The 25280-nt window shown below is 49.7% G+C and carries 23 protein-coding genes, 1 tRNA gene and 3 pseudogenes; 17 read left to right on the forward strand and 10 right to left on the reverse strand.

The annotated features are described in order from the left end of the window. Nucleotides 1–49: 49 nt before the first annotated feature. Nucleotides 50–277 (forward strand): cation transporter, encoded by a 228-nt coding sequence (locus WHR59_RS15200; protein ID WP_231130593.1) that lies wholly within the window; start codon nt 50–52, stop codon nt 275–277. Nucleotides 278–391: 114 nt separating this feature from the next. On the opposite strand, the gene WHR59_RS15205 is transcribed toward WHR59_RS15200, so the two are convergent. Next, a complete protein-coding gene (locus WHR59_RS15205) occupies nt 392–799 on the reverse strand; it encodes a hypothetical protein (RefSeq protein WP_047412240.1) in 408 nt (135 codons plus the stop codon). A 488-nt stretch (nt 800–1287) separates the two neighbouring features. Here WHR59_RS15205 and WHR59_RS15210 point away from each other — a divergent pair, with 488 nt between their 5' ends. The 6 genes and pseudogenes from WHR59_RS15210 to WHR59_RS15230 all read left to right on the forward strand — a co-directional run. Further along, nucleotides 1288–1626: a hypothetical protein gene (locus WHR59_RS15210; protein ID WP_043015817.1), complete on the forward strand. Its 339-nt coding sequence runs from the start codon at nt 1288–1290 to the stop codon at nt 1624–1626. Between the two features lie 3 nt (nt 1627–1629). Beyond that, on the forward strand, nt 1630–2790 hold the full coding sequence (gene cfa, locus WHR59_RS15215; RefSeq protein ID WP_338843245.1) for a cyclopropane fatty acyl phospholipid synthase: 1161 nt from the start codon (nt 1630–1632) through the stop codon (nt 2788–2790). Between the two features lie 223 nt (nt 2791–3013). Next, on the forward strand, nt 3014–3313 hold the full coding sequence (locus WHR59_RS15220; RefSeq protein ID WP_338843246.1) for a hypothetical protein: 300 nt from the start codon (nt 3014–3016) through the stop codon (nt 3311–3313). A 64-nt stretch (nt 3314–3377) separates the two neighbouring features. Then, nucleotides 3378–3620: a DUF2442 domain-containing protein gene (locus WHR59_RS24505; RefSeq protein ID WP_043015815.1), complete on the forward strand. Its 243-nt coding sequence runs from the start codon at nt 3378–3380 to the stop codon at nt 3618–3620. Between the two features lie 705 nt (nt 3621–4325). Then, nucleotides 4326–5258 carry a VirK/YbjX family protein gene (locus tag WHR59_RS15225; protein WP_075144880.1) on the forward strand — a complete coding sequence of 311 codons (933 nt, stop codon included), beginning with the start codon at nt 4326–4328 and terminating at the stop codon, nt 5256–5258. A gap of 48 nt (nt 5259–5306) precedes the next feature. Beyond that, nucleotides 5307–5480: pseudogene (locus WHR59_RS15230) on the forward strand (IS66 family transposase); the annotation flags it as partial. On the opposite strand, the pseudogene WHR59_RS15235 reads toward WHR59_RS15230, so the two are convergent. The 4 genes and pseudogenes from WHR59_RS15235 to ybtP all read right to left on the reverse strand — a co-directional run. Then, nucleotides 5475–5655 (reverse strand): annotated as a pseudogene (locus WHR59_RS15235) (salicylate synthetase); the annotation flags it as partial. The pseudogenes WHR59_RS15230 and WHR59_RS15235 overlap by 6 nt on opposite strands. Before the next feature lie 33 nt (nt 5656–5688). Further along, nucleotides 5689–6969, reverse strand: coding sequence for a yersiniabactin-associated zinc MFS transporter YbtX (gene ybtX, locus WHR59_RS15240; protein WP_338843249.1), 1281 nt, complete (start codon nt 6967–6969; stop codon nt 5689–5691). Next, complete coding sequence (gene ybtQ / locus WHR59_RS15245; RefSeq protein ID WP_338843251.1) at nt 6962–8764, reverse strand: yersiniabactin ABC transporter ATP-binding/permease protein YbtQ; 1803 nt, start codon at nt 8762–8764, stop codon at nt 6962–6964. Before ybtQ ends, ybtX begins: the two co-directional genes overlap by 8 nt. After that, entirely contained in the window at nt 8751–10463 is a 1713-nt protein-coding gene (gene ybtP / locus WHR59_RS15250) for a yersiniabactin ABC transporter ATP-binding/permease protein YbtP (protein ID WP_338844083.1), read from the reverse strand. Before ybtP ends, ybtQ begins: the two co-directional genes overlap by 14 nt. A gap of 256 nt (nt 10464–10719) precedes the next feature. On the opposite strand from ybtP, the gene ybtA reads away from it, so the two are divergent. The 3 genes and pseudogenes from ybtA to WHR59_RS15265 all read left to right on the forward strand — a co-directional run. Beyond that, nucleotides 10720–11679, forward strand: a complete 960-nt coding sequence (gene ybtA / locus WHR59_RS15255; RefSeq protein ID WP_338843253.1) for a yersiniabactin transcriptional regulator YbtA — start codon at nt 10720–10722, stop codon at nt 11677–11679. A gap of 201 nt (nt 11680–11880) precedes the next feature. Further along, nucleotides 11881–13902 carry a siderophore yersiniabactin receptor FyuA gene (gene fyuA, locus WHR59_RS15260; RefSeq protein ID WP_338843254.1) on the forward strand — a complete coding sequence of 674 codons (2022 nt, stop codon included), beginning with the start codon at nt 11881–11883 and terminating at the stop codon, nt 13900–13902. 101 nt (nt 13903–14003) lie between these two features. Beyond that, nucleotides 14004–14278: pseudogene (locus WHR59_RS15265) on the forward strand (restriction endonuclease subunit M); the annotation flags it as partial. A 95-nt stretch (nt 14279–14373) separates the two neighbouring features. Here the strand turns inward: WHR59_RS15265 and WHR59_RS15270 are convergent. Both WHR59_RS15270 and WHR59_RS15275 read right to left on the reverse strand, forming a co-directional pair. Beyond that, nucleotides 14374–14461, reverse strand: a tRNA-Ser gene (locus WHR59_RS15270). 143 nt (nt 14462–14604) lie between these two features. Next, entirely contained in the window at nt 14605–16233 is a 1629-nt protein-coding gene (locus WHR59_RS15275; protein ID WP_087050460.1) for an ABC transporter substrate-binding protein, read from the reverse strand. 270 nt (nt 16234–16503) lie between these two features. Between WHR59_RS15275 and yccA the strand changes: the two genes are divergently transcribed. Continuing rightward, complete coding sequence (yccA, locus tag WHR59_RS15280) at nt 16504–17163, forward strand: FtsH protease modulator YccA (RefSeq protein WP_043015806.1); 660 nt, start codon at nt 16504–16506, stop codon at nt 17161–17163. 57 nt (nt 17164–17220) lie between these two features. On the opposite strand, the gene WHR59_RS15285 is transcribed toward yccA, so the two are convergent. Both WHR59_RS15285 and WHR59_RS15290 read right to left on the reverse strand, forming a co-directional pair. Next, on the reverse strand, nt 17221–17697 hold the full coding sequence (locus tag WHR59_RS15285; RefSeq protein WP_043015805.1) for a hypothetical protein: 477 nt from the start codon (nt 17695–17697) through the stop codon (nt 17221–17223). Continuing rightward, nucleotides 17694–18449 (reverse strand): winged helix-turn-helix domain-containing protein, encoded by a 756-nt coding sequence (locus tag WHR59_RS15290; RefSeq protein ID WP_338843259.1) that lies wholly within the window; start codon nt 18447–18449, stop codon nt 17694–17696. Before WHR59_RS15290 ends, WHR59_RS15285 begins: the two co-directional genes overlap by 4 nt. Nucleotides 18450–18757: 308 nt before the next feature. Here WHR59_RS15290 and WHR59_RS15295 point away from each other — a divergent pair, with 308 nt between their 5' ends. From WHR59_RS15295 to tusE, 6 genes are all read left to right on the forward strand, one after another. Then, nucleotides 18758–19501, forward strand: coding sequence for a fimbrial protein (locus WHR59_RS15295; RefSeq protein WP_075144912.1), 744 nt, complete (start codon nt 18758–18760; stop codon nt 19499–19501). Between the two features lie 75 nt (nt 19502–19576). Next, on the forward strand, nt 19577–20083 hold the full coding sequence (locus WHR59_RS15300; RefSeq protein WP_338843263.1) for a CS1 type fimbrial major subunit: 507 nt from the start codon (nt 19577–19579) through the stop codon (nt 20081–20083). 72 nt (nt 20084–20155) lie between these two features. Further along, a complete protein-coding gene (locus tag WHR59_RS15305) occupies nt 20156–22873 on the forward strand; it encodes a TcfC E-set like domain-containing protein (protein WP_172862880.1) in 2718 nt (905 codons plus the stop codon). Between the two features lies 1 nt (nt 22874). After that, entirely contained in the window at nt 22875–24032 is a 1158-nt protein-coding gene (locus WHR59_RS15310; RefSeq protein WP_172862879.1) for a CfaE/CblD family pilus tip adhesin, read from the forward strand. A gap of 10 nt (nt 24033–24042) precedes the next feature. Beyond that, complete coding sequence (locus WHR59_RS15315) at nt 24043–24594, forward strand: LuxR C-terminal-related transcriptional regulator (RefSeq protein ID WP_338843265.1); 552 nt, start codon at nt 24043–24045, stop codon at nt 24592–24594. Between the two features lie 69 nt (nt 24595–24663). Continuing rightward, on the forward strand, nt 24664–24993 hold the full coding sequence (gene tusE, locus WHR59_RS15320) for a sulfurtransferase TusE (RefSeq protein WP_043015798.1): 330 nt from the start codon (nt 24664–24666) through the stop codon (nt 24991–24993). On the opposite strand, the gene yccX is transcribed toward tusE, so the two are convergent. Next, the gene (yccX, locus tag WHR59_RS15325) at nt 24990–25271 is read right to left on the reverse strand and encodes an acylphosphatase (protein WP_020996508.1); all 282 of its coding nucleotides are present in this window, start codon (nt 25269–25271) and stop codon (nt 24990–24992) included. The two genes, tusE and yccX, sit on opposite strands and share 4 nt — an antisense overlap. Between the last annotated feature and the right edge of the window lie 9 nt (nt 25272–25280).

Here is a 25280-nt window from a genome sequence, read left to right on the forward strand (position 1 = left end):
TCTTTAGATATCTGCTTGCGACCGGCCGAGGCATAACTCTTCACTACTTATTGCGAATGCCTGGCACGCGCGCTCCGATGCTGCATCATCCGTAGTGGTGGCGTTCGGTATCACCGGGAATTTGCTGGGGCTGCACTTTATGGATTTACTGGTCGTATTTATTGTCGCTAAATTCATTACCCGAATGGGATATCAGTTCGCCTCAGATGCCCTGCATGACTTGATGGGTCGCTCTGTCGATGCTCAGACGGACTCGCTACACAAAATTGCCTGCTGACAACCAACTGTGTGCTTAGGCTTCATGAATTCGATAGCAATGTGAGCTCAGGCCATAGGTTACATACATATTGTTAAATGGGAGCGGCTGAGTCACGACGTGACTTGAATAGTTTTAACCTCCGGCAGCTATTGCTGCAAAGCCCGCACCGAGTGCTACAGCAAATACAGCAACGATGACAACTGCGGTTACTCCAGCGCCAGCCCCTATTGCTGCTGCTGTTTTTCCTTTCGATATGTCTTTTTTATCAAGCGAAACCATATCATCAAAGGAAACCGCCTGCCCGGTACTTGTAAGCAGCGCCCGCGGTGTGGTTGTCTGAACAGTAACAGTATCATGGCTACCATCTTTTAATTTGTACTGTACAACATCACCTTCGTACAGTGGCGGATTGAGAAGGTAATAAGAGTAATTATTCTCAAGCTTTTTCGGTTTCACCTGCACCGAATCATAAGTTGAACAACCTGACATCAGCATCGTTGAGGCCATCATTATTCCAGCCAGAATTTCTTTTGATTTCATTTTAACAAACCTATATTTAAAAAATAATTATCTTGATGTCTATATATCTATGAAGAAGCATATACTTCTGACATATCAAAGGCAAACCTTACAGGTTGCGATTGGTTATCGTAAAAAAAAGCAATCCACTGCTGGCATGAACAATACAACCTGGAAAATATAACGTTAGTTATTACATTAACGCAGTGATTCACAATCCAAAATTAGCATTGAAAAACTAAACAAAACATATACGAACAACAAGTAATAAAAATTTTCTCAGGCGTAGTTCAGATTAATATATTGAAACATATTTGCCGTCTTCAAAATTGATAAATCATAGCAATCACACCATATAAAAAACAACGACAATCAATTATAAAACAACTACTTAAAAAACTCATTCCATTCATCAATGATCATTATTCGTATAATTCATTATATTTTCAAATAAACATCAAGCAGATTTGTATTACAAATGACAGAATATAAAAAGGTATCTTCCTACTATGAAGAAAACGTTGGAACTGATGAATAAAGCCAATGAACTTGAATCCATGGGATTGTTACGCCGTGCGATATCGGTCTGGCGAGAAATTCAGTCAATTAGTGATGGGGATATGAAGTCAACTGCTATAATGAAACAAAGAAAACTGACCACACTCCTTAGTAGTCGACTGAAAGATGCAGAAAGAAACCAGTATAACTGTCGTAAAAACATCAACGAAGACCGTGAAACAATCCTTCAACATCTTAAAAATGGTAAGACTCCGCGAGAAATTGAGATGTTAACGTGGAGGTCGACTTCTTTTATTTACAGCTGTAAAAAAAAGTTACAAGAGAGTTAGTTCATGAATAATAATAATTATTATTCCAGGAATAAATATCCATTGAACACAGTACGAAAAGGCCAACATGATCAATGGTATGATCTGGCTCAGCGACTGTTTTATGAAGCTGATATCAAAATTAATGGTTCTCGACCATTCGACATTCAGGTACATGATAACCGTTTTTTCAAGCGAGTTTTACAGCAAGGCGCTCTTGGCCTCGGTGAAAGCTATATGGATGGCTGGTGGGATTGTGAAAAGCTGGATGAAATGGTTACCAAAACTCTCCGCGCTGACCTGGACGGGATAATAAAAAGGAACATGAAGAACATGGTCAGGCTTGCTGGAGAAAAATTGCTCAACATGCAATCAAATAAGTGGGCCTGGATAGCAGGTACAGATCATTATGATCTTGGTAATCGCCTGTTCTGTTTAATACTCGATCCTTATATGCAATACTCTTGTGGTTATTGGCGTAATGCGGAAAATTTACATACAGCGCAACAGAATAAGTTAAAACTTATTTGTGAAAAATTGCAGCTTAAAAAAGGAATGACGTTATTAGATATCGGTTGTGGCTGGGGGGGGCTTGCTGCGTATGCGGCTGAAAATTATGGAGTTAGAGTAACGGGAGTAACCGTCTCAGCCGAGCAAATAAGAATGGCCAGTATCCGTTGTAGCTCATTAGATATAGATTTTAAGTTAATTGATTATCAAGATCTCCCAACACTTACACAAACCTTTGATCGCATTGTCTCGATAGGTATGTTTGAACATGTTGGAGCTAAAAACCATCTGACTTATTTTAATATTATTAATCAGCTTTTAAAAAAAAATGGCTTATTTTTACTCCATACTATCTGTTCCAACAAAACTGACCATAATGTAGATCCATGGATAAACAAGTATATTTTCCAACATGACAGTTTATCGTCAATTTCTCAAATATCGAGTGCGAGTGAAACTTGGTTTGTTACAGAAGACTTACACAATTTCGGTACAGATTATGACAAGACTTTAATAGCATGGGAGCAACGCTTTAACTCTTCATGGCATCTTTTGGAAGATGATTATCCCCCTATATTTAGAAGAACGTTCGATTACTACCTTAACTCTTGTGCAGGTGCTGTTCGTGCAAGGAAAATTCAACTTTTGCAGTTCATTTTTACTAAGGGTATTTAGGAAGGCTAGATACTACAAGGTGTAAGTACACTTATCAATGAAAAGGCAAGAAATATGCAACCGCTAGAGAGAAATAAAAAAACACAAAATATCATGTTAGCATTATGCTGGGTGATATTAATTGCAGCATTTATTTTTTATTGTTTTGATTTTTATTGGTTTTGGTAAAATCCATCTAAGACTCAATAAGTAATTACATTAATAATCAACAGGAGTAGCCATAATGATTATAGATGAAAATAAACAAATGCATATTTTAAATGCTTTCAAAACAGCACTTCCCTCAAGAATAAATCATCACGAGTGGAATAAATTAGTTAAATCAATTGGTAGTACAAAAGAAACCTATGCGTATATGGCTCTTTTAATCGATGAAGGTTTTCTTACTGGTACTGTTATCTTTGATGAATCACCTGACAGTGACGGAGGATGGCATGTTAATCTTCATTCGATACGTATCACCGCCCAAGGGAATCGACGTTACCAATACTGGATACTATCGAAAGATATTTATGGAAAATAATCAAATTATCTGACAACAATTCAATGAAGCGTGTTCCATACATTAACTTACCTTAAGGTCTCTTATGTTACAAGTTAAAAAAATACGGTATTCCGCCCATCATATTTGTCTTGAGTTACAAAATGGACTCATTATATCGGTCCCTTTCATTTGGTTCCCATTGCTTAAGCAGGCAAATATAAAAGATTTAAAAAACTATAGAATAACAAAAAACAGTATTGAGTGGCCTAACATTGGTGAAGCATTCACTCTTACCGAAATTTTAAATAGTGCTGGCTATCCGTATCCGGAGAGTATGGATAGCTAGAACCATTTTAAAAAAGGATGGGACGAGTAACAAGTCAGTTAAGCTAATCTTAGTTGACTTGTTGATTCTGTTAATAGACCCGTTTTAGTTCCAAGCATTTTTTGAGATCTTGGCCAAATTGACCCTGACCTAAATCATTGCAGTGCTAAATCAGAGATCTTTGTCTTTCCAGAGACTTTGGATGAATTTAGCCGGAGCCATGTCATTTGAGAATGAATACATACCGGCAGGCGCTTGCCCAGCACCCACCCCCCTCCATCACACCGACCACATCCTCGCCTTTCAGCGACTTTCCATCATGGATCGCCAAACATTCCAAACTAAGCAGTTGATCTAAATGAAAAATAAATATCTATACGGTTCTGTTAAGCAGCTTACGGTAGAGGCTGTAATACCTTGTTTAAACTGAAGTTTAATGTCCCCATCTCTATCTTAAGAATACACTCATCATCTCATAGAATATAGCAATGCCTGTAAAAGCACTTTGTTTAATAAATATATAGGTTTCACCCTGTATAATTAAAAATTAGTTAATGCCTGTCCATTTCCGTCAGAGATTTGGGTTTTATAACTCTCTCCTGTCCAAATGGAAAAGTGTTGCGCCCAGAAATGAAGCTATTATTCATTCTGAATGTGCCAATCAAGGGTTATGATTTACGAGCGAACAAATTTTAACACTAAATAACAGATTAACACGCGATATTTATGAAAAATGTATCATTTTTAAAATTTCTGACAAACATCGTACTGGCTCGTGGTTCTCTGCATGGCAAATGGAAGAACAAGAAATTTCGATTCATGTATCTTTTACGGTGCATAATCAATCCTGCCTCCAGTATTCTTTATTTTTATGAGTTATGTTCACTTAGTGAAGCGAATAAGATCCTGGAAATACAACCTACGTTGCCGGCCAAAATTCATCGCCCTTATTTACATAAAGGTGGACTAACCAAGACTCGACGTAAAAATATCATTGGACATTACCGTTTTATCCAGAGTCTGCCAGTAAAATATCAGGAATTTTTATTTCCGGACAGTGATGTATTATTGACTCAGTTTAATGGGAAAAATGGTGAGGAGCTTAATATTTATTGCTCTTCTGGCGGTTTTGATCGCGAGGGAGAACTGATGTTGTCGCTCTATTATAACACGATCCCAGTCGCTCGTTTGTCATTCTCTATTATCCCAACGCCAAAAGGGCATTGTGCGTTTATTGGTGGTTTACAGGGTGCTCCAAAAAATATTGGACCTGACGTTATTAGGGATGCAACTAAGGCCTGCTATGGACTATTCCCTAAGCGGATCGTTTATGAGGCTCTGTGCTCATTAATGAGTTGCTGTGATATTTCTGATGTTTTAGCAGTCAGCGAACAAAGTCATGTTTTCAGGCAACTGAGATACCGGTATAAGAAACGTAAGTCCTTTGTTGCCACATACAGTGATTTTTGGGAATCGATTGCTGGCCGTCCATATAGTAACTGGTATCAGTTACCGGTGAATGTCGAGCGTAAGTCATTTAATGCGCTTCCCAGTAAAAAACGCTCAGAATACAGGAAAAGATATGCTTTGCTGGATTATATTCATGAGGAAATTAGGGATCGCCTACAAGGCAGGCCAAAAGTCCAGAGCGCTGGCTAAAGCTATCCGGGCAGATTAATCATCTTCAACATTAATGTCATGTACGCATACTGCAGTACTGGCTAGATGGAAATCAATAACATCGCCGAAAACGCTTTAAGGTGCGTGGTTGTGGGCTAAATAAACTGGCTGTTCCCGGATTCCGACAGTGGTTGTGGAAACGCGGCGGGGTTGTGCTCGCCGGTCGACACCTACCCTCAGAACAATGTGGAACCCGAAAAATAGCTGCGTTCCGTCGGCATTTATGTGCAACCGAGCCTGGCAGCCTTTGCCTAAATACCCACAAGGCTGACTCTCATAGACATAACACTCTTCTTCTGCAAACTGGCGTAAGACACCAGAAATTCGTCGGCAGCCATTGTTCCTCTGGTAACGTCAGGTGTAAAAATTCACTGATTTTTAACCCTTAACTCTCTGTGTTATTCCCGGATCAATCAATTGCGCTTGTCATCAATTCTTTTGCCGAATGCAGCCGGATATAAGCAATCCACGCCGCCAGCAACGTTAATCCCCCGGCAAACAGGAAGCAGACAACATAGCCAAAATGTTGAGCAACAACGCCGCCGATAACGCCTGCCAGAATGGCGATTGCCGCGTCAGTACATTGAAAGAGGGTGAAGTCGACCCCGGCCTGCAAAGGCGATGAAAGCGACATCAGCGTGGCGTAAAGACAGACCAGCGCGCAGGCCAGCGAAATGGACTGGACAATAACCAGACACTGGAGAATCGACAGCAGCAGATGACCCGGCGTTATCAGGAGCGTCATCACCACCGCCAGCAGCGCGATCCCCTGGATGCCATAAGCCGTCAACAGCGCTCTGCCGGGTGAGGTGTATTGCATCAGTAATCCGCCGGCCAGCGTTCCTGCTATTCCCGCTGCAATATTGCCGCCGCTGAACAGCGCGCCCAACGCTGACATGCTTAACCCATGATCCAACAACAGCGGAGCCAGAAGGGGCAGCACAAATCGCATGCCTGAATTCAGCATTAATACCAGCAGTAAGCCCAGGCGCGTCTGTTCCCTGCTTAGCGCATAACCTAAGGCCGGAACATGCGGGATAGTCGCTGTTCGCTTCGGCTCTTTAATACGCCACAACGGGAATGACAGTGCCATAATCAACACCGCCATCATTAGCATGGCGATAGGCCAGCCGGATGATGCCGACAGCATCAGGAACACCCCGCCTCCGCACATCATTCCCAGATAGCTACCGCCGACCTGCACGCTGTTTCCCCAGCCGTAACCCGCACGGGTAAGTTGATCGACGCAAAAGCCGTCGCTGGCGATATCAATGGTGGAGGCAACCGTGCCTGCCACCATAAACAGAACAAATAACGCGACGATTTGCGTATCGGGAAATCCCCCTTCTCGCCCGAACCATCCAATCGCTGCGGCAATCGTCAGGATCGCCGCTAACACAACCTGACCACGCAGAATTAACATGCGGGAACGGCGTTCCTGGCTGCCGGGCGGAAGCCGCCAGCGTTCGATCCACGGCGCCCAAATAAACTTCAGCGCCCAGGGCAGCATGAACAGGGTTGTCGCACCGGCCAGCGCCAGCGAACCGCCTGCAGCTCGCACCAGCGCGGGTAATGACTGCATAGACAGCGCCGATACCAGGCTTTGTGTCACATAGACGCCGGCAATAGCAAAAATCACCCGTCCGGCCGTCAACGTCAGTGGTTTCACATTCGACTGAACATCACTCATGTTCCCATACTCCAGGCGCGGAAACCCCTACGTCGCGCCACGCGCGCGCGGCCAATTGCGCCTGCCACATTGCCTGATAACGTCCATGTTGAGAGAGCAATTGCGCATGGGTACCCTGCTCACCCACCTGCCCTTCTTTCATCACCAGAATGTTTCCGGCCCCGGCGATGGTGGATAAACGGTGAGCAATGATAATCACCGTTCGGTTGTGAACCAAATTATCGATCGCTTTTTGCACCGCCAGCTCACTTTCAATATCCAGCGCTGCGGTCGGTTCATCGAGAATGACGACCGGCGCGTTTTTCAATAACGCCCTGGCAATAGAAATTCGCTGGCGTTCGCCGCCCGAAAGCTGACCGCCCATCTCCCCCATTGGTGTCAGCCAGCCTTGCGGAAGACGGGAAATAAACTCAAGGCACTGTGCCGCGCGGGCGGCCTCTTCCACCTCCTGTTGCGTCGCCTGCGGGCGCGCGATACGGATATTCGCCAGCAGTGTGTCATCGAACAGCCAGACATCCTGGAAAACAACAGAAATCAGACTATTGAGCTGTTCCGGAGTCAGGCGACGAATATCGACGCCGCCAATAGAAATCTGCCCTTGCTGTGGATCGGCATAGCGCATTAACAATTTAGTGACTGTGGTTTTGCCTGCGCCGGAGGCACCCACCAGCGCGCTCATACTGGCTGCCGGGAACGTCAAAGAAACATGATTAAGCGCGTGGCCGTCGCCTTCTTCGTAGCGATAGCTGACGTTGTCAAAGCGGATATCGTAACGTTCCGGCATCTCGCTTTGCTCTGCAACGGGAAGCGGCGCTACCGCCATAAACTGCTCAATCCGTTGCAGGGCGCTGGCGATCAGTTCCACAACTGAGGTGTAGCTGATAAACATCGCCATCGGTTCTGAAAAGCGCATAATCATCGCGACGGCGGCAATCAGAAAGGCGAGGTTCAAAGTACCCGTCCCCACCCAGACGATCCCGGATAACACCACCACCTGCAGGCCCAACTCCACGACGCTGGCGATCAGCATCGTCGCGCCTGCGCCCTGACGATGGGTGCGGGTCTGTAAGTTTTCCAACGCATTGAAATGCGCCAGCAGCGCCCGGCTTTTTTCAGCATCGCTGCCGCAGGTACGCAATACCATCATCCCCTGAGCAAACTCAACGATATCTCCGCTCAGCTGCTGGTGCGCTTCCCCCAGCGTCTGCATTTGTCGCCGCATCGCCGGGCGGCGCCAGTAATAAAACGGCACCAGCAGAGGGAAAATTAGCAACATCACCAGCCCCAGCCGCCAGTCTATCCACAAAGTCGCCAGTGACGCCGTCAGCGGCGTGACGATGGTGAGCAGCAAAATATTGGCTATCGCAATAACATAATTGAGGTTTTCATCCACGCTGCCCAGCAGTAAGGCGTTCATTTCGCCCGCCCTGCCGCGCTGGAGCTTTTCCAGCGGCACGCGACGTAACTGCTCCCCTATTCGCAGGCGTAACTCATGGGTGGCCTGCGCCAGATGACCACGGTATTCAAAGCCCAGGCCATACCAGCGTAGCGCCAGCGTCACAAATGCAGCAACGCTGAAGGCCACAGCCCAGTTGAGAAGTTGCGGCGCGTCTCCCCGTAACAGCGCATCAATGATCGGATAAAGACAGGCAAAGGCGATCCCCTGCATAAATGCCGCCAGCAACAAGGCTAGCATACAGCGTCGCAGCATCCTGGCCTGGCTGCCAACGCTGGAGATAAGCTGGCGCCAGATGACGCGCCAGGCGAGGTTATCCGCAGGATTATTGTCTTTCATTTTCCGCCACCTCTTCCTGTGTTCCACCCGGCAGCCAATGCTGCGCCTGCTGATAGTGTTGCCAGAGCTGTTGATACAGCCCCCCCTGCGCCAACAGTTGCGTATGGCTCCCCATTTCCCTGAGCTGTCCGTCGGAAAACAGCAATATCACATCGGCCTGAGTCACCATTGAGAGTCGATGCGCGACCATGATGACCGTCCTGCCGCGCATGGCTGCCGCGAGCGCCTTGATAAGCGCCGCCTCGTTTTCCGGGTCAGCAAACGCCGTCGCCTCATCGAGTACCAGAATGGGGCGATCTTGTAAAAGCGCCCGGGCGATGGTGATGCGCTGCCGCTGGCCACCTGAGAGAAATACGCCGCGTTCCCCAACTCGCGTGTTGTAACTTTCTGGCAGCGCGCTAATAAAATCATGGGCCTGCGCCACTCTGGCCGCGGCGATTACCGCCTCCAGCGGCGTATCCGGTGCACCCAGACGAATGTTATTGGCTATCGTGTCGGCAAAAAGGAAGTTGTCCTGAAACACAAACGAGAGTTGCTTCATTAAGGTGTCCGTCTGCATATCGCGCAGATCCACACCGCCAATACGGATATGGCCTTTGTCTGGATCGGCGTAACGCAGCAGCAAGCGCGCCACTGTGCTTTTTCCGGCACCGCTTGGCCCAACCAGCGCCACAATTTTCCCGGCGGGCACATGAAAGCTTACCTTCTGCAACGCGGCGCCAGTACGCGCTTGCGGATAATGAAAGCTCACCTGATCGAAGGTAATGCTCGCCTCTTTCGGTTGCTGGTCAAACAGCGACAGCGATAACTCCGGCATCGCGAGAACCTGATAAATACGTTGAATGCTTAAACGTGTTTGTGCGACTAGATTATTGAGCATCATCATTGGCATCACAGCTTCGGCCATTCCGCTGCCCAGCAGTAAAACGGCTACCCACGCGATAAAATCGAGACTGCCATAATGCAACAGGCCGTACCCCGACCAAATCAGGACAAACAGGGTCGGGAGAGGATTCAGAATTGAGAATGAGAAACGCGCTGAAAAACCGGCTTTGCGATACCAGGTTTTGAGCACATCGGCCCACTCTTCAAGAGCGCGTTGATAACGCAAAAAACTGGTGCTGCCGCTATCAAACATTCTCACTACGGGCATGGCCTGTACGAACTCAATAACCGCCGCGCTGACTTGCTCACGCGCCTTATGATAACGCTGAGCCATATCTTCCGAACGCTGGCGGGTCAGCACGAGAACAATTAAGCCAAATGCCAGTACCCCCAACGTCGCGATTGCAAGCCGCCAGTCCAGCCAGAACAAGATAACGATTGTCGCCAGCGGCATGATGATCGCGCGGGCATAGAGCGGCGTACTGTCGGCGACAAAGATATGTAACGACTTCACGTCATCCAGCATCACTTTCGCCACTGCCCCGCTACCCATTTGCTGTAACACACCAGGCGGAAGCTGCAATGCTTTACGGGCTAGCCTGCTGCGCAGAATATTCTCCAGATGAAAAGCCGCATAATGAGAAGTGTTAAACGCCAGTAGGCGCAGAACAAAAGTTAAGACCACGCAGCCGATCAAGCCGCCCAGCGTCCAGACCGGAAGATCGTCTGGCGTCGCACGAATATCGCGCAAACTCCACGCCAGAAAAAGAAGAGCCCCCAGGCTGGTTAATGCCGCCAGTCCTGCCAGCGCCATAGCTAAAATAACCTTCCTGCGAACCGGGGTAATCACCTGCCAGAGAGGAAATCGGGACGGTGATTCAGTATTGGATGATTGAGATGACATGGGAGTAACTGAATTTCCTGATGAATTTTTACAGACACCAAAAACGGCAATTCATGGTGGCGTTCTGATAATTAATGTGAATAATAACCATTATCAATAACTCATCTACCCCATTCAGTTCTTTTTTTACCCGCATTGGTCTAAGCCACAGGGAGATAACCCGGTCATGACGGAGTCACCGCAAACGCAATCTGAAATCTCTATTCACCAGTTGGTGGTCGGGAAACCTGCAAACGATGGCAATATTCCCGCTCAGTGTGAACTGCTGCGCTATTCGTTGCAGGAAGGTATGGATATTTTGCTCTGGAGGGGCCATTTTGCGCGGCCTGAGACGTTGCAGCTACACGATGATCTTGGCAGGATTAACTTCTCGTGCATCCTGGAAGGCACATCGCGATTTGCGATTCCGGGACTCAGGCGCCGCACCGAATGGGAGCTTACGCGCAATCGCCATTACATTACCCATACGCCAGACTGCCGCGGCAGCGCCTCCTATTGTGGCCGATTCGAGAGCATTACCCTCTCCTTCAGTCCTGAAACTCTCGCGCAGTGGGTACCGGATATTAGCGCGCCCATTAAGAATAATATCGATTCCCACTGCTGTTGCCAGCAGCAGCGTTGTAATGCTGAAACCCACTTAACGGCTCAGGCCTTGCGTCACGCGCTGATGCGCATGCACGACGGCTTCAGCCATGAACAAAAGCCGTCGACGCTATGGTTGCAGGGGCAAAGTCTGGTCATGCTCAGTCTGGTGCTGGATGAACATCGTGAAGACGCCAGTTGCCTCTCCTGCCACTTCAACCCGATGGAACGCCAGAAACTACTGCGGGCGAAGGATCTGCTGCTGGCTGATCTAACGCAAGCACCGGGCGTCGCGGAACTGGCCAGAGAATCCGGTCTGAGCGTTCTCAAAATTAAGCGAGGCTTCCGCGTTCTGTTCAACAACAGCGTCTATGGCCTGTTTCAGGCTGAACGAATGCAGGAAGCCAGAAAACGACTGGCTAACGGCAATACCTCAGTCATGACGGTGGCGGCCGATCTGGGCTATGCCAACGCCAGCCATTTCTCTGCCGCCTTCCAGAAACAGTTCGGCGTAACCCCCTCGACCTTTAAACGCTTGATTTAACCAGAGTCCCGCCCCATAAATTGCTCCCTGACGGAGGCCTGGATACCCCATCCGGGCCTCTGCTCTTTCCACCAGTCACCAACCCGAAACGGGCATAAATAAACCCGTTTCGGGTAGCACCTCTATTAGAAATAGTTATCATTTTCAATTCACTATTGTCGGTATTTTTGGCGTTTCGCCGTCTTACAGGGACTCACAACAATGAAAATGACACGGCTTTATCCTCTGGCCTTGGGGGGATTATTGCTCCCCGCCATTGCTAATGCCCAGACTTCACAGCAAGACGAAAGCACGCTGGTGGTTACCGCCAGTAAACAATCTTCCCGCTCGGCATCAGCCAACAATGTCTCGTCTACCGTTGTCAGCGCGCCGCAGTTAAGCGACGCCGGCGTTACCGCCAGCGACAAACTCCCCAGAGTTTTGCCTGGGCTTAATATAGAAAACAGCGGCAACATGCTTTTTTCGACGATCTCGCTACGCGGCATCTCTTCGGCGCAGGACTTCTATAACCCCGCCGTCACCCTGTATGTCGATGGCGTTCCTCAGCTTTCCACCAACACCATCCAGGCGCTTACCGATGTACAAAGCGTGGAGTTGCTGCGTGGCCCACAGGGAACGTTATATGGCAAAAGCGCTCAGGGCGGAATCATCAACATCGTCACCCAGCAGCCGGACAGCACGCCGCGCGGCTATATTGAAGGCGGCGTCAGCAGCCGCGACAGTTATCGAAGTAAGTTCAATCTGAGTGGCCCTATTCAGGATGGCCTGCTGTACGGCAGCGTCACCCTGTTACGCCAGGTTGATGACGGCGACATGATTAACCCCGCGACGGGAAGCGATGACTTAGGCGGCACCCGCGCCAGCATAGGGAATGTGAAACTGCGTCTCGCCCCAGACGACCAGCCCTGGGAAATGGGCTTTGCCACCTCACGCGAATGTACCCGCGCTACCCAGGACGCCTATGTGGGATGGAATGATATTAAGGGCCGTAAGCTCTCACTTAGCGATGGTTCACCAGACCCGTACATGCGGCGCTGCACTGACAGCCAGACCCTGAGTGGAAAATACACCACCGATGAGTGGGTTTTCAATCTGATCAGCGCCTGGCAGCAGCAGCATTATTCGCGCACCTTCCCTTCCGGTTCGTTAATCGTCAATATGCCTCAGCGCTGGAATCAGGATGTACAGGAGCTACGCGCCGCTACCCTGGGCGATGCGCGTACCGTTGATATGGTGTTTGGGCTGTACCGGCAGAACACCCGCGAGAAGTTAAATTCAGCCTACGATATGCCGACAATGCCTTATTTAAGCAGTACCGGCTATACCACCGCTGAAACCCTGGCCGCATACAGTGACCTGACCTGGCATTTGACCGAGCGATTTGATATCGGCGGTGGCGTGCGCTTCTCGCATGATAAGGCCAGTACACAATATCACGGCAGCATGCTCGGCAACCCGTTTGGCGACCAGGGCAAGAGCAATGACGATCAGGTGCTCGGACAGCTATCCGCAGGCTATATGCTGACCGACGACTGGAGAGTGTATACCCGTGTAGCCCAGGGATATAAACCTTCCGGGTACAACATCGTGCCTACTGCCGGTCTTGATGCCAAACCGTTCGTCGCAGAAAAATCCATCAACTATGAACTTGGCACTCGCTACGAAACCGCTGACGTCACGCTGCAAGCCGCGACGTTTTATACCCACACCAAAGACATGCAGCTCTACTCTGGCCCGGTTGGGATGCAGACATTAAGCAATGCGGGGAAAGCCGACGCTACCGGCGTTGAGCTTGAAGCGAAATGGCGGTTTGCGCCAGGCTGGTCGTGGGATATCAATGGCAACGTGATCAGTTCCGAATTCACCAATGACAGTGAGTTGTATCACGGCAACCGGGTACCGTTCGTACCACGTTATGGCGCAGGTAGCAGTGTGAACGGCGTAATTGATACGCGCTATGGCGCACTGATGCCCCGACTGGCGGTTAATCTGGTCGGGCCGCATTATTTCGATGGCGATAACCAGTTGCGGCAGGGCACCTATGCCACCCTGGACAGCAGCCTGGGCTGGCAGGCGACTGAACGGCTGAACATTTCCGTCTATGTCGATAATCTGTTCGACCGTCGTTACCGTACCTATGGTTACATGAACGGCAGCAGCGCCGTCGCGCAGGTCAATATGGGGCGCACCATCGGAATCAATACGCGTATTGATTTCTTCTAATAGTTTATAAAGGGATGCAGCAACCGCATCCCTATTACAACTGAATTGGTATATTCAACAACGACGAAGATACGACCGACTCTACAGTACTGCTGCCCCATATTGAACAAGCCCCTACTGACGCCGAAATCTTAACCGATCATACTGATGTCATTTACTCCACCAGCGTTGAGCCCATTGTGACAGGGCGTAATGCTGCACTGACACAGATTGAGACACAGATACGCCAGCTTAACGATATCACCGAAGTATCGGTGGCAAAACGGCTCTGGACTGGGCTATGAAGCAGGATTTTCGCTGCGGCGGCTGGTTACTGGAAAAAACTGAAACTGCTATGAAAGTCATCACCCGCAACCTCGATCGCGGTATATGGCGGGTCATGATCGGCAGTGCGAACCAGACGGCAATGGCATACTGGAAACCAATAAAAAAGAAAAAACCCAAGTCGCATAACGACTTGGGTTTCATGTTTGGCGGAAGCGTAGAGATTCGAACTCTAGAACCCTTTCGGGTCGCCGGTTTTCAAGACCGGTGCCTTCAACCGCTCGGCCACGCTTCCAATGAGGCGCACTATAAACATCCCGAACGGACCTGTAAAGCACCAATGTGTTCGTTTGCCTGAAAAACAGCCAAAATGTTATTAATCGACTGAAATAACAACAAATTGACCGTTTATTCAGCACAAATGCAGGGCTGCAGCACTCAATGTTTTTTGATGAACATATCTTTGGTGTAGTAGTTCCCCCGGTTATCCGGCGCAAATCCCCCCACCCACGGCTTCACGAGATGTGTACGGACATAGTGGTAAACCGGAATCGCTGGCACATCCTCGCCTAAAAGGTCTTCAGCCTGCTGGTAGTATTTGCCTCGCTCCTGGAGCGAAGTTGCTTTCGCTGCATTTCGCATCGCTTCGTCAAAGGCGGGATTACTGTACTTCGTTGTATTTTCACTATCACCGGTACGGAAAATATTGAGGAAGCTTGAGGCATCATCATAATCGGCTATCCACGCATAGCGCACGACGTCAAAATTACCGGTATGCATAGTATCCAGCATGGTTTTCCATTCCTGATTTTGCAGTTTCGCCTCTACGCCAAGATTTTTCTTCCACATTGACGATGCGGCAATGGCAATACGCTGGTGCGTTTCGAAGGTGTTGTAGAGCAGATTTACGTTAAGCGGATGTTCAGGGCCAAAACCGGCTTCAGCCAGCAGTTTCTTCGCTTCGGCAATACGTTTTTCGAGCGGCCACGACGCATATTCCGGCGCATGCAGTTGAACTCCCCCTATTTCCGGCTGGCTGATAACCCACGCCGCGCGTTGCCCCTGCCCCATCACCTTTTGTGCAATGATGTCTTTATCTAACGCCATATTTAGCGCCCGACGCACGCGCGGGTCATTAAACGGCGCTCGGGTCGTATTGAACTGATAGTAATAAGTCGAAAGCTGAGGTGAAACATGGAGTTCATCGCCCATCGTCTTCTTCAACTGCGCGAACTGATTAACCGGTACGCTATACACAATGTCGATTTCACCAGCCTTATAGCGGTTAACGTCAGCGGACTCGGAACTGATGGGCAAATAGGTGACCTTATTAATAATCGTGTGCCGATCGTCCCAATAATGTGGGTTACGCTCGGCAACAATGCGCTCATTGACCACCCACTGCGATAATTTGTACGGTCCGCTACTGACAAAATGTTCTGGTCGGGTCCACTTATCGCCAAAGCGGCCTATTAGCACTTTATCCAGCGGGACCAGCGACGGGTGCGCCAGCATCGCCAGAAACGCCGCCGTCGGCTGCGTCAGGATAATCTCCAGCGTGTTGTCATCGAGGGCTTTTACCCCCAGCGTGGCGGGATCTTTTTTCCCTTGAGCAATATCGAGGGCGTTTGCAACATGCATATTGCCCAAATACGAAGAATAAGGTGAAGCCGTTTGCGGCGAGACCAGGCGCTGCCAGCTCCAGACAACATCCTGCGCGGTAATAGCAGAACCATCTGACCAGGTTATGCCCGGGCGTAAATGAAAGGTCCAGACGGTATTGTCTTTGTTCTCCCATGACGCGGCAAGACGGGGTTCAATAGACCCATCGGACTTAACTGCCACCAGTCCGTCGAACATATCGCTGATTAAATTAAACTCAACGTTGCTTTCAACTTTATGCGGATCCAGCGACGCTGGCTCGCTGCCGTTATTTCTGACCAGTTCCTGTTTTTCTGCAAGTAGTGTTCCTGCGGGAACATTAGCCGCTCTCGCCGCGCCGTTAATAGACATCAAACAGACAGCTAACAGCGTAAACGTCAATATCTTCGATTTATGTTGAATCATTCCCTTTACCTTATTGCTCTGTTTTAGGTAGACACCGTTGTCACTGTCAGAGAGATTCGGGAATAACGCAATATTTTTCAGTTACCTGGCAGATGTGGATCTGACATTTTTGCACATACAGTGCTAACATCTGATTCGGGAGCTTTTGTTGAAATAATATGCTTAAGCCCGGCGGGTTAAAATGCGTAAAGATGGGTAAAACCGCTGTGTCATTCCCCTTGATTTCATTATCCTCCATCATTAATTACATCTGTCATAAGAGAGTGACTCATGGATCGTATTATTAGTTCTTCGCGCGATCGTACATCGCTACTCAGCACGCATAAGGTGCTGCGCAATACCTATTTCCTGCTCAGCCTGACGCTGGCGTTTTCGGCGATCACTGCGACTGCCAGTACCGTACTGATGTTGCCTTCTCCGGGACTTATCCTGACGCTGGTGGGTATGTATGGTCTTATGTTCCTGACTTATAAAACGGCTGATAAACCGGTTGGTATTCTGTCAGCTTTCGCTTTCACCGGCTTCCTGGGCTACATTCTGGGACCGATACTGAACACATACCTGTCTGCGGGCATGGGTGATGTTATCGCCATGGCTTTGGGCGGTACGGCGCTGGTCTTCTTCAGTTGCTCGGCCTATGTACTGACCACACGTAAGGATATGTCCTTCCTCGGCGGTATGCTGATGGCAGGTATCGTGGTGGTGCTGATTGGTATGGTTGCAAATATTTTCCTGCAACTGCCGGCGTTACATTTGGCGATCAGCGCGGTATTTATTCTGATTTCTTCAGGCGCAATCCTGTTTGAAACCAGCAATATCATCCGTGGCGGTGAAACCAACTACATCCGTGCCACCGTCAGCCTGTACGTTTCGCTGTACAACATCTTCGTCAGCCTGCTGAGCATTCTGGGCTTTGCGAGCCGCGATTAAGCAGCATCACTGATACGAAAAAAGAGAATGCCAGTGGCATTCTCTTTTTTTTATACCTTATTCACCCTTGCAGATATAAGTAGGATAACGCCGGTCCTGAATCAGCCACACCGAGGGCGATAGCTCAGAGATGGTGAGATAATAGCGGGAGCCCGGCGAGGCAAAGCTGCCCCATTGAGCATCGGGGGTGTTGTCATTGTGTCGACGCCAGGTTTTGGCGTAGCTCAAGACAATAACCTTATCATCTTCCCGTCGCTCCCACGTAAAATCTACGTCCCTGTCAACGATAAGGCTCCGACCTTCAGCCTTTGCAGCACCTTTGTACGTGGTCAGGCCGGTACCATTACGATGAAAATAGAACTGAGCAACGGCATTGACCTTCACTTCATTCACCTTTCCTTCATAGCGCGTAAAATTAAACTCAGTGCTGCAGGCCAACGCATCGCGTTTATAGGCTCCGCCCGTGTAGATAAAGAGCGCAACCGCTCCTCCAATTAATGCACCACCCAGCCCAAACAAAAGTTTGATTTTCATTCTTCCGCCCCGTTTTTGTAGCGAATGGTTTTACACAGGCTGGTTTCACTGACCGGACAAGCGCCAATGAATACTTCATCAGCAGCGGCAAGCGAAAAACGGGCACTGAAATAATAAATATCGTACTCCTCGCGCTCGCAAGCCACGTTATTGGCTTCCAGTCGCTCCGCTAATTTCGATAGCACTAACGGTCGTCCATGATCGTTGATAATCCAGATACTGCAACGCGCGATTTTTTCCTCGACCGGCTTTAATTTCGCCGGAACGGTTATCTCCAGCGGGCGGCTAAAATAGATGCTCGCCCCCAACGCCGCAACGATCAATGCCGCTATAATCAACCACCTTTTCAGGAACATGCGCCAGGGCCGTACGGCTTGTTGCCCGAAAGGGGGTTGCGGATCAGCAGCCTGAATGTTCTCTCCAGGCTGAAAAATTACATCGGCATCAAAACGGAAGCCATAACGCGGGACAGTGACGATAAATTCGTGCCCCTCTCCCAGAGACTGGAAGCTTTTACGCAGTTCGCTTACCGCCTTATTGAGATTATTCCCCGATGGCGTAAAGCCAAACTCTTCCCACACGCGAGCGATCAATTCCTCCCGGCTCAGGTCGCGTCCTCTGTGTTTAATAAATTCCTGCAAAAGACGAACGGCTGGCGCCGAAAGTGTTAATACAGACTCGGGTTGTCCAACAAGACTTATTACATGTGCTTCAGGATCAAATAACAACGAATTATTGCATATAAAAAACATCTTTTATTCTCGGCTGTTACCGCATGCTTTTTATTCCCTGGTACATCGACATGAAAACCGCCCCCTGAACTGCTTGTTTTTTCATCAGAAGGAATTTTCATTACATCCCTGGTCACGGTATTTTCGCTTAACTATACAACCTTAAAGCCAGAAAAGCAGGATAAAAAACTGTATATAAAGAGTTAACTAATACAAATTTTCACAAACCGCTGTTCTGGTTAAAGTTTCCCTGCCCTGAAGCCATACGAAAGCAGACGGTGTCCTGGTGTTAACGCGCCGCCTTTAAACTCAGAGCAGGCAGACTGATTGTGAAACAGAAAAAAAGAGTGAGCATGACAACCGCCTTTTATGTCGCCGCGCTGTCATTGCCATTTTTCTCAGAAATGACAATGGCCAATATGAGCGTATATCCCATGGAACTGAATGTAGACAGATCCGGTGCGGCGCAAATTAAGGTGGCTTCCAAAACGGATGATATTCAGTTCATTCGGGTGAGGCAAAAGAAAATTCTTAATCCCGGAACGCTTCAGGAAAAAGAAATCGACGTCGCTTCGTGGAAAGAAGGTGGCGTGGTGGTTACGCCAGAAAAATTTGCTCTTGCTGCAGGCGCAATGCGCGTTGTTCGTCTGGTATCGCTTATTCCGCCGAAAAAAGAGACCACCTGGCGCATCTATTTTGAAGGAGTAAAACAACCTGACAGTATTATTCCGGGCAAAGCAGAAACACCTGCGGCGATGGCGACATTGGGCGTCAATGTGATTTGGGGCGCACTGGTCCATATTGCGCCAGAAGAAAGCGTAGTTTCACTGTCGGTCGACCCTCGCCGGGGGACGTTAAAAAACAGCGGCACGCTTCGTGTGCCGCTCAGAGAGATTGGTATTTGTGATGCAAATTCATCATGTAAATGGATAAAAGAAGATGCAACGATTTATCCGGACACTGAACGGAAATTAAAAATGCTCACAATGAACCACGGTCAGAAATATAAATTTCGCTACTTCAACTGGATGAATAAAAACACTGAAGAAGCTGATTTACCCGTCGTGCAATAACACGGCATCACTGTAAAAAACCACGTGTGGTTTGTTTAAAGAGCCCAGGTGCTCATTTATAAAATGGAGATATCAATGCGTAAATTAATTAAGCCTCTGATGATTGCTGCCGCGATGACCACGTCCGTTAGCGTTCTGGCGATCCAAAAAGATATTACCGTCAACGCCAGCGTCGATTCACAGCTCGATCTGACTCAGGCCGACAATACGCCGCTGCCAGCCAGCATCGATATGCAGTACCTGCCGGGCCGCGGGCTGGAAAGTTATCGTGTAAATACCAAAGTCTGGTCAAACTCGGCCACCAACAACGTGAAAGTGCGTTTGGTAAGCGCAGCGCAACTGAGCAATACGGAAGGCGATCAGTCCGTCCCGATGACCGTGAAGCTGGGTGATAAAACCCTGACCACCGCCGATGCCGAGTTTACCGGAACTGAACTGTTCCCGGGCAGCATTGAAAACGGTTCAGCGGTACTGCCACTGACCATTTCTCAGACCACCAAAGGCATTCTGAAAACCGGTCAATACAGCGGAGTTGTCAGTCTGATGCTGACTCAGGCGACGACCACGGAAGGCGGGGCGTAACACCGCAGTATCTAAGGAATAACATCAGAGGGTGCTCGCCCTCTGATGTCAGGATGATGTCGAGGCTCGGTCATGGCGTTTCACACAAATACTCTCCTCTTAGTTGCTTTATTACCTGCATCCATCCAACTCGCCTGCGCCGAGATGGCCGTGCCGGCAGGTTTTGAAGATCTGGTAAAAACGCAGCGTCTGTGGACAGAGGTAAACCTCTATGGCGAATCGCTTGGCCTTTTTGAAACGGATATCACGCTTGAAACGGTAAGTTTTGTCGCGCCAGAAGCCCTGGTAGCGACCATCAAACGTCAGTTTAATGACGATCCTACCCTTGTTGCCAACGTGTCTGCTGCGCTGGCCGTTCCACTTGCTCGTAACGGCAACCTGGCGTGCAGCAGCAATGGCTCCGCAACGGGATGTGATTACATTGACACCCATCGCACGGCCATTATCTATGACGAGAATAACGCGCGCATTAGCCTGTTTTTGGACAAGAAATTTCTGCCTAAACAGACCACAGACAACCAGTGGTATCAGCCCACACAGGGCAGCGAGAATGCGTTGATCCATCAACAGAATATCAATTTTGTTGCTGACAGGGATTATCAGTCAGCCACCGTTCAGGGCAATGGCGCACTGGCCATGACGCAGGACGGTTACTTTAACCTCGACTGGATCTGGCAGGGGCAGCGTTCAAAGCGCCAGCAGCAGCAAGAGATAACCGTCAATAATGCCTGGTTTCGCCAGGATATCTGGCGTCAGTACTATATTCAGTTAGGCGAGATGGATACCCGCGATCTGTTCAGTAATGCCGGCGGGAATATTAACCTCAGCCAACTACCGCTGGGCAAAATTCGCGGCCTGCGTACAGGCTCGACAAGAGCATGGATTAATCCGGTTCAGCAGTCAAAGGGTACCCCCATCACCGTGCTGCTTTCCCACGACGCGCGTATTGACGCCCGCCGGGGCAATCAGTTGCTGGCCAGTTTTTATTTGAATGCCGGGGCTCAGACCCTGGACACGCGATCGTTCCCGGACGGAAGCTATACCGTGACGCTGTCCGTCTATGAAAATAACCGACTGACGCGCACCGAGCAGGTACCGTTTATCCGAACCGGCATTACACCGTTCGACCGCGTCGAGTGGTTCCTGCAGGCGGGCGAAACCGACAATAACGATCAAAACGATCAACGCAGCGCGGTCGCGCAGGCGGGAGTCCGCCTGCCTGTTACCCCAACCCTGGCACTGACCAGCGGCGTAACGATTAAGAAAAACCAGCATTTTCTGGAAAATGCTGTCGACTGGAGTCGGGGTTTTAATACGGGTCCAATCGATGGCGTGCTAAGCACCCGCTTTAGCTATCTGTACGGCAGCGAAGGACAACGCGGCAATATTCAGCAAATTAGCTATAACGACGGTTTTTCGTTGAGCTTCTATCGCAACGCGTTATCAGCGGAAAACTGCAATACCCAAAGCGCAGGATATGACGCCGTGAATGGCTGTTACCGAAGCATGTCGGTAATGTTTTCCGTCCCTGTTAGCGCCTGGTATGCCAGCCTGGGGTATTCGGATAACCGCAACGAAGGCCGGTACGTTTCACGTCGGGAACTCCCGGAAAGCGACGATCGCCACGATGTTGGCTTGCCGTGGGAGCCAGTTTATATGACACGCTCACGAACGCGGGCCTGGCAGAGTGGCTTGAGTACGACCTTCAGCACGCGCGGCCTGAACATCAACAGCAGCATTAACCTTTTCATGCGTAACGATGACTCCCGCGAAGGCAAGGATAAAGGCGGTTACCTGAGCGTGAGCCTGTCAATGGCGCATAACCGTCAGGGCGATGCGACAAGTTATACCTCTCTGGGCGCGACATGGCAGCACCAACAGCATGAAAAAAACCAGTTGAGCTACAACGTGGCGCACAACTGGTATGCCGATACACGTGGTGAAAATGAGTATGGACTGAGCGCGTCAGGCATTAACAGCGATTCGCTCAATTCCTCTGCTTATACGCGCCAGGGTGGACGATATGGCAACGGGAGCCTGACAGTCAGCGATGCCTGGGATCGTCAGGATAGGCGCCATACTCTGAGCAGCAGCGGCAATTACAGTTCAACGCTTGCACTGTCGCGCTCCGGCCTGTGGCTAGGCCGTTGGAGTGACGGACGTCCTGCCTCAGCCATCGCAGTTAACGTTGCCACACCTGGAGATTCCCAGGATCCGAACGTCACCGTGTCACTGGATAACGGCGGCAGTGCAGACATTCCAGGCAATAGCCGCGCGCTCTTCGCAGTGCCGGGTTATCAGCAGACTACGTTGACGATTAACGAATCTCTGGATGTCTCAAGGGGTGTCAGCAGTGAAATAACACAAGGCTCAGGCAGCAGAACGCTGTTTATGGTGCCGGGCAAACTGCTCCGTCGGGACGTGCAAACCACGGCAAGCTACACATGGCTCGGCCAGTTAACTGACGAACAACATTCGCCGTTTATCGGCGGTGTGCCACTGAACGTTAATGGCTGGAGCGACTTAGGCAACGGTGGGTTTAGCGCTCAGAGCGACGCTCTGCTGCATAACCTCTACCTGGTACGTCAGCAGCAGTTTTATCAGTGCGAGCTGAACGTAAAAAGTATGCGCGACGTCGTGCGTTACGTCGGGTCGATCCCTTGCCGAGAATTAACCTTCTCTGCCCTGCCGGATGCGGTCCGGCAGCAGGCCCAGTTGATGCTCGCCGGACGATCGGTAGCAACGAGTCCAACGGCCATGAATGCAGACAATTTCACAATAGGGAAATGATGTGAACAAGTGCTTTATTATTATGCTTTTCTTCAGCCTGTGGGCTGGCCAGACCCAGGCTGGCGCCCCTGCGGGACGAAACTCCAGCGTTGGGATCAGCTTCGATCGCATGGCACCGCCTGCACGTTTCGATATCTGGCTTCATGAAACCGGCGGCTACGATGCCGCCGATCCGCAAAAGTGGGGGCGAAACACCCTGACTTGTCTGTCTCGTACCGACACAACCAATGGCGCCTGCATGAACGCACCGGTCTGGTTCTCAGCGAACCCGGCTGCGCCTTATGCTATCAATTTACGTTTCAAACATGCCCTTACCAGCAAAACGGTGGACATTAAGGTCTATGGCGACCACTACATGTTTATCAATAACAAAGTCTTTACCTTTGCCAGTTTTGTCACGGGGGGGACAGCCGATGTTACAGCCTGGAACAGAGAACCCTACTTTGATTTCTATATCGTGAAAAGCGAACTGGAAAGGCTCGCTCTGCCTGGTATCTGGACCGCCACACTGAAGCAAAACTTGCGCCAATGGGGGAGCGCTGATTGCGGCGGGAACTTCAATGACGTCAATGTCGGATGTCCTGGCTATCTCAGCATCGCTAACTGGCAAGCCACAATACGCATTGAGGTGGTCGATCCGGGTAATCAGCAGATTTATCTGCCGGCATTTCCGCACTCAACGCCTATCGTTAACCTCAACCTGACCAACTTCCCGGGGCGGCCGGGTGGCAGTGAAATCCAGGGGGAAAACACGCTGGATATGTGTCTGTACGACGGCAAGAACAGTACCAGTACTCGCACCTATTTACGGTTTGAGGACGATGGACTCTCTTCAACAGATCGTACAGAAGGCGCATTTTCGATCCGGCGACGCGGCGGAAGTCAGATCGGTACGCGGGATCGTCTCGACTATCAGGTCTACGTCACCAATCCCGTCACCGGCGTAACCGAAACCGTCGCTAACGGAAAAACGCTGGTCTGGCAGGGCACCAACGATCCGCAGCATCTGCGTCAGGTCGTCCTGCCCGGTGGGCGTGAGAGCGTACTGTGCGTACCGGCCCCGATAGTCCTGAAAACCCCAGCGTTTGCTGCCAGCAGTAAAAATGCCGGGGATTACACCGGCACGCTACGCATTATCTACACACCCAGTACGTTATAAAGAGGCCGCAGTGAATTACGTCATTCTTGATAATAATCGTTTTTATGCGGAAGGGTTGCGCTACGCCCTTCTGCGCCGTAACGCTCAAACTCAGGTGGAGAACGGCGCGTTAAAGTGGCGCCGTTCTCTGTTGGCCTGTGACACCCTCGTTGTGCGCTGCCGTTTTTCCGTCGCGAGGACACATCTGGCGCTGGTCGACATTCTTCTTCAACTGGAGGCCAGGCGCTGGGAGGGGACAGTTTATCTGGTGTGCAATGAAAAAGGGTGGGCACTGGCCACGCATTTACGTAAGCGTTTTTCTACGCTGACCTTATATATCATTGATGACCGAATTGCCGTCGTGGATGCAGCGTATCTGTTTGCTAAAGAGCCCCGTCGGGTACACAGCCTGAATTGCTGCCTGACTGGCATGGAGTTCAATGTTCTCGACAGGCTGGTTAACGGTCAATCGGTAAAGCATGTTGCGCATATGACGCAGATTAGCGAAAAACAGGTATCCACGTATAAATGCAACGCACTGAAAAAGCTTAATGCCAACAATCTGCTACAGCTTCTTCTATAGGTCGAGGTTTCTCACGCCGCCCCTTATTTGCTAAACTAGGGGCGGATTTTACTTTATCGACAGAGCACTATGTTCATTTTTGCAGGCCATGAAATTGAAACCGATAGCGAAGGCTATCTGAAAGATACCACGCTGTGGAACGAGCCGCTGGCGGAGAAAATCGCTGAAAACGAAGGTATCGTCCTCTCCCCCGAGCACTGGGAAGTGGTGCGTTTCGTACGCGAGTTTTATCTCGAGTTTAATACCTCCCCTGCTATCCGCATGCTGGTAAAGGCGATGGCCAACAAGTTTGGCGAAGAGAAAGGCAACAGTCGTTATCTCTACCGCCTGTTTCCGAAAGGTCCGGCTAAGCAGGCGACTAAAATTGCCGGCCTGCCGAAACCGGTGAAATGTATTTAATAGCGGATACTAAATCCCTTTAGCTCGTCGCCAGGGCGGTGCGGTTCACTGAGAACCCGATCAACCCTGGCGCTGCTCGGTCCCCCAGCTTTCAACCACTTCATCAGTTGTTCCACCCGGTCGCTTTCACCGCAGGCGACAACCTCTACGCTGCCGTCATCCATATTCTTCGCGTAACCGGTCAACCCCAGCCGTTGCGCTTCATGTTGGGTGGTGTAGCGAAATCCTACCCCCTGAACCCGGCCATAGACCCAGGCGATGATGCAAACTTTCGACATTGCGGTTCT

The organism is Citrobacter europaeus, assembly GCF_037482245.1.
GTDB lineage: Bacteria > Pseudomonadota > Gammaproteobacteria > Enterobacterales > Enterobacteriaceae > Citrobacter > Citrobacter europaeus.

What these genes read in the sequence shown, in the direction of transcription:
- tusE (WP_043015798.1), top strand. Translation starts at nt 24,664, where the DNA reads ATGTTCATTTTTGCAGGCCATGAAATTGAAACCGATAGCGAAGGCTAT.
- WHR59_RS15305 (WP_172862880.1), top strand. Translation starts at nt 20,156, where the DNA reads ATGGCGTTTCACACAAATACTCTCCTCTTAGTTGCTTTATTACCTGCA.
- WHR59_RS24505 (WP_043015815.1), top strand. Translation starts at nt 3,378, where the DNA reads ATGTTACAAGTTAAAAAAATACGGTATTCCGCCCATCATATTTGTCTT.
- WHR59_RS15300 (WP_338843263.1), top strand. Translation starts at nt 19,577, where the DNA reads ATGCGTAAATTAATTAAGCCTCTGATGATTGCTGCCGCGATGACCACG.
- ybtA (WP_338843253.1), top strand. Translation starts at nt 10,720, where the DNA reads ATGACGGAGTCACCGCAAACGCAATCTGAAATCTCTATTCACCAGTTG.
- WHR59_RS15275 (WP_087050460.1), bottom strand. Translation starts at nt 16,233, where the DNA reads ATGATTCAACATAAATCGAAGATATTGACGTTTACGCTGTTAGCTGTC.
- WHR59_RS15290 (WP_338843259.1), bottom strand. Translation starts at nt 18,449, where the DNA reads ATGTTTTTTATATGCAATAATTCGTTGTTATTTGATCCTGAAGCACAT.
- ybtQ (WP_338843251.1), bottom strand. Translation starts at nt 8,764, where the DNA reads ATGAAAGACAATAATCCTGCGGATAACCTCGCCTGGCGCGTCATCTGG.
- fyuA (WP_338843254.1), top strand. Translation starts at nt 11,881, where the DNA reads ATGAAAATGACACGGCTTTATCCTCTGGCCTTGGGGGGATTATTGCTC.
- WHR59_RS15220 (WP_338843246.1), top strand. Translation starts at nt 3,014, where the DNA reads ATGATTATAGATGAAAATAAACAAATGCATATTTTAAATGCTTTCAAA.
- ybtX (WP_338843249.1), bottom strand. Translation starts at nt 6,969, where the DNA reads ATGAGTGATGTTCAGTCGAATGTGAAACCACTGACGTTGACGGCCGGA.
- WHR59_RS15285 (WP_043015805.1), bottom strand. Translation starts at nt 17,697, where the DNA reads ATGAAAATCAAACTTTTGTTTGGGCTGGGTGGTGCATTAATTGGAGGA.
- WHR59_RS15205 (WP_047412240.1), bottom strand. Translation starts at nt 799, where the DNA reads ATGAAATCAAAAGAAATTCTGGCTGGAATAATGATGGCCTCAACGATG.
- yccX (WP_020996508.1), bottom strand. Translation starts at nt 25,271, where the DNA reads ATGTCGAAAGTTTGCATCATCGCCTGGGTCTATGGCCGGGTTCAGGGG.
- WHR59_RS15225 (WP_075144880.1), top strand. Translation starts at nt 4,326, where the DNA reads ATGAAAAATGTATCATTTTTAAAATTTCTGACAAACATCGTACTGGCT.
- WHR59_RS15210 (WP_043015817.1), top strand. Translation starts at nt 1,288, where the DNA reads ATGAAGAAAACGTTGGAACTGATGAATAAAGCCAATGAACTTGAATCC.
- yccA (WP_043015806.1), top strand. Translation starts at nt 16,504, where the DNA reads ATGGATCGTATTATTAGTTCTTCGCGCGATCGTACATCGCTACTCAGC.
- cfa (WP_338843245.1), top strand. Translation starts at nt 1,630, where the DNA reads ATGAATAATAATAATTATTATTCCAGGAATAAATATCCATTGAACACA.
- ybtP (WP_338844083.1), bottom strand. Translation starts at nt 10,463, where the DNA reads ATGGCGCTGGCAGGACTGGCGGCATTAACCAGCCTGGGGGCTCTTCTT.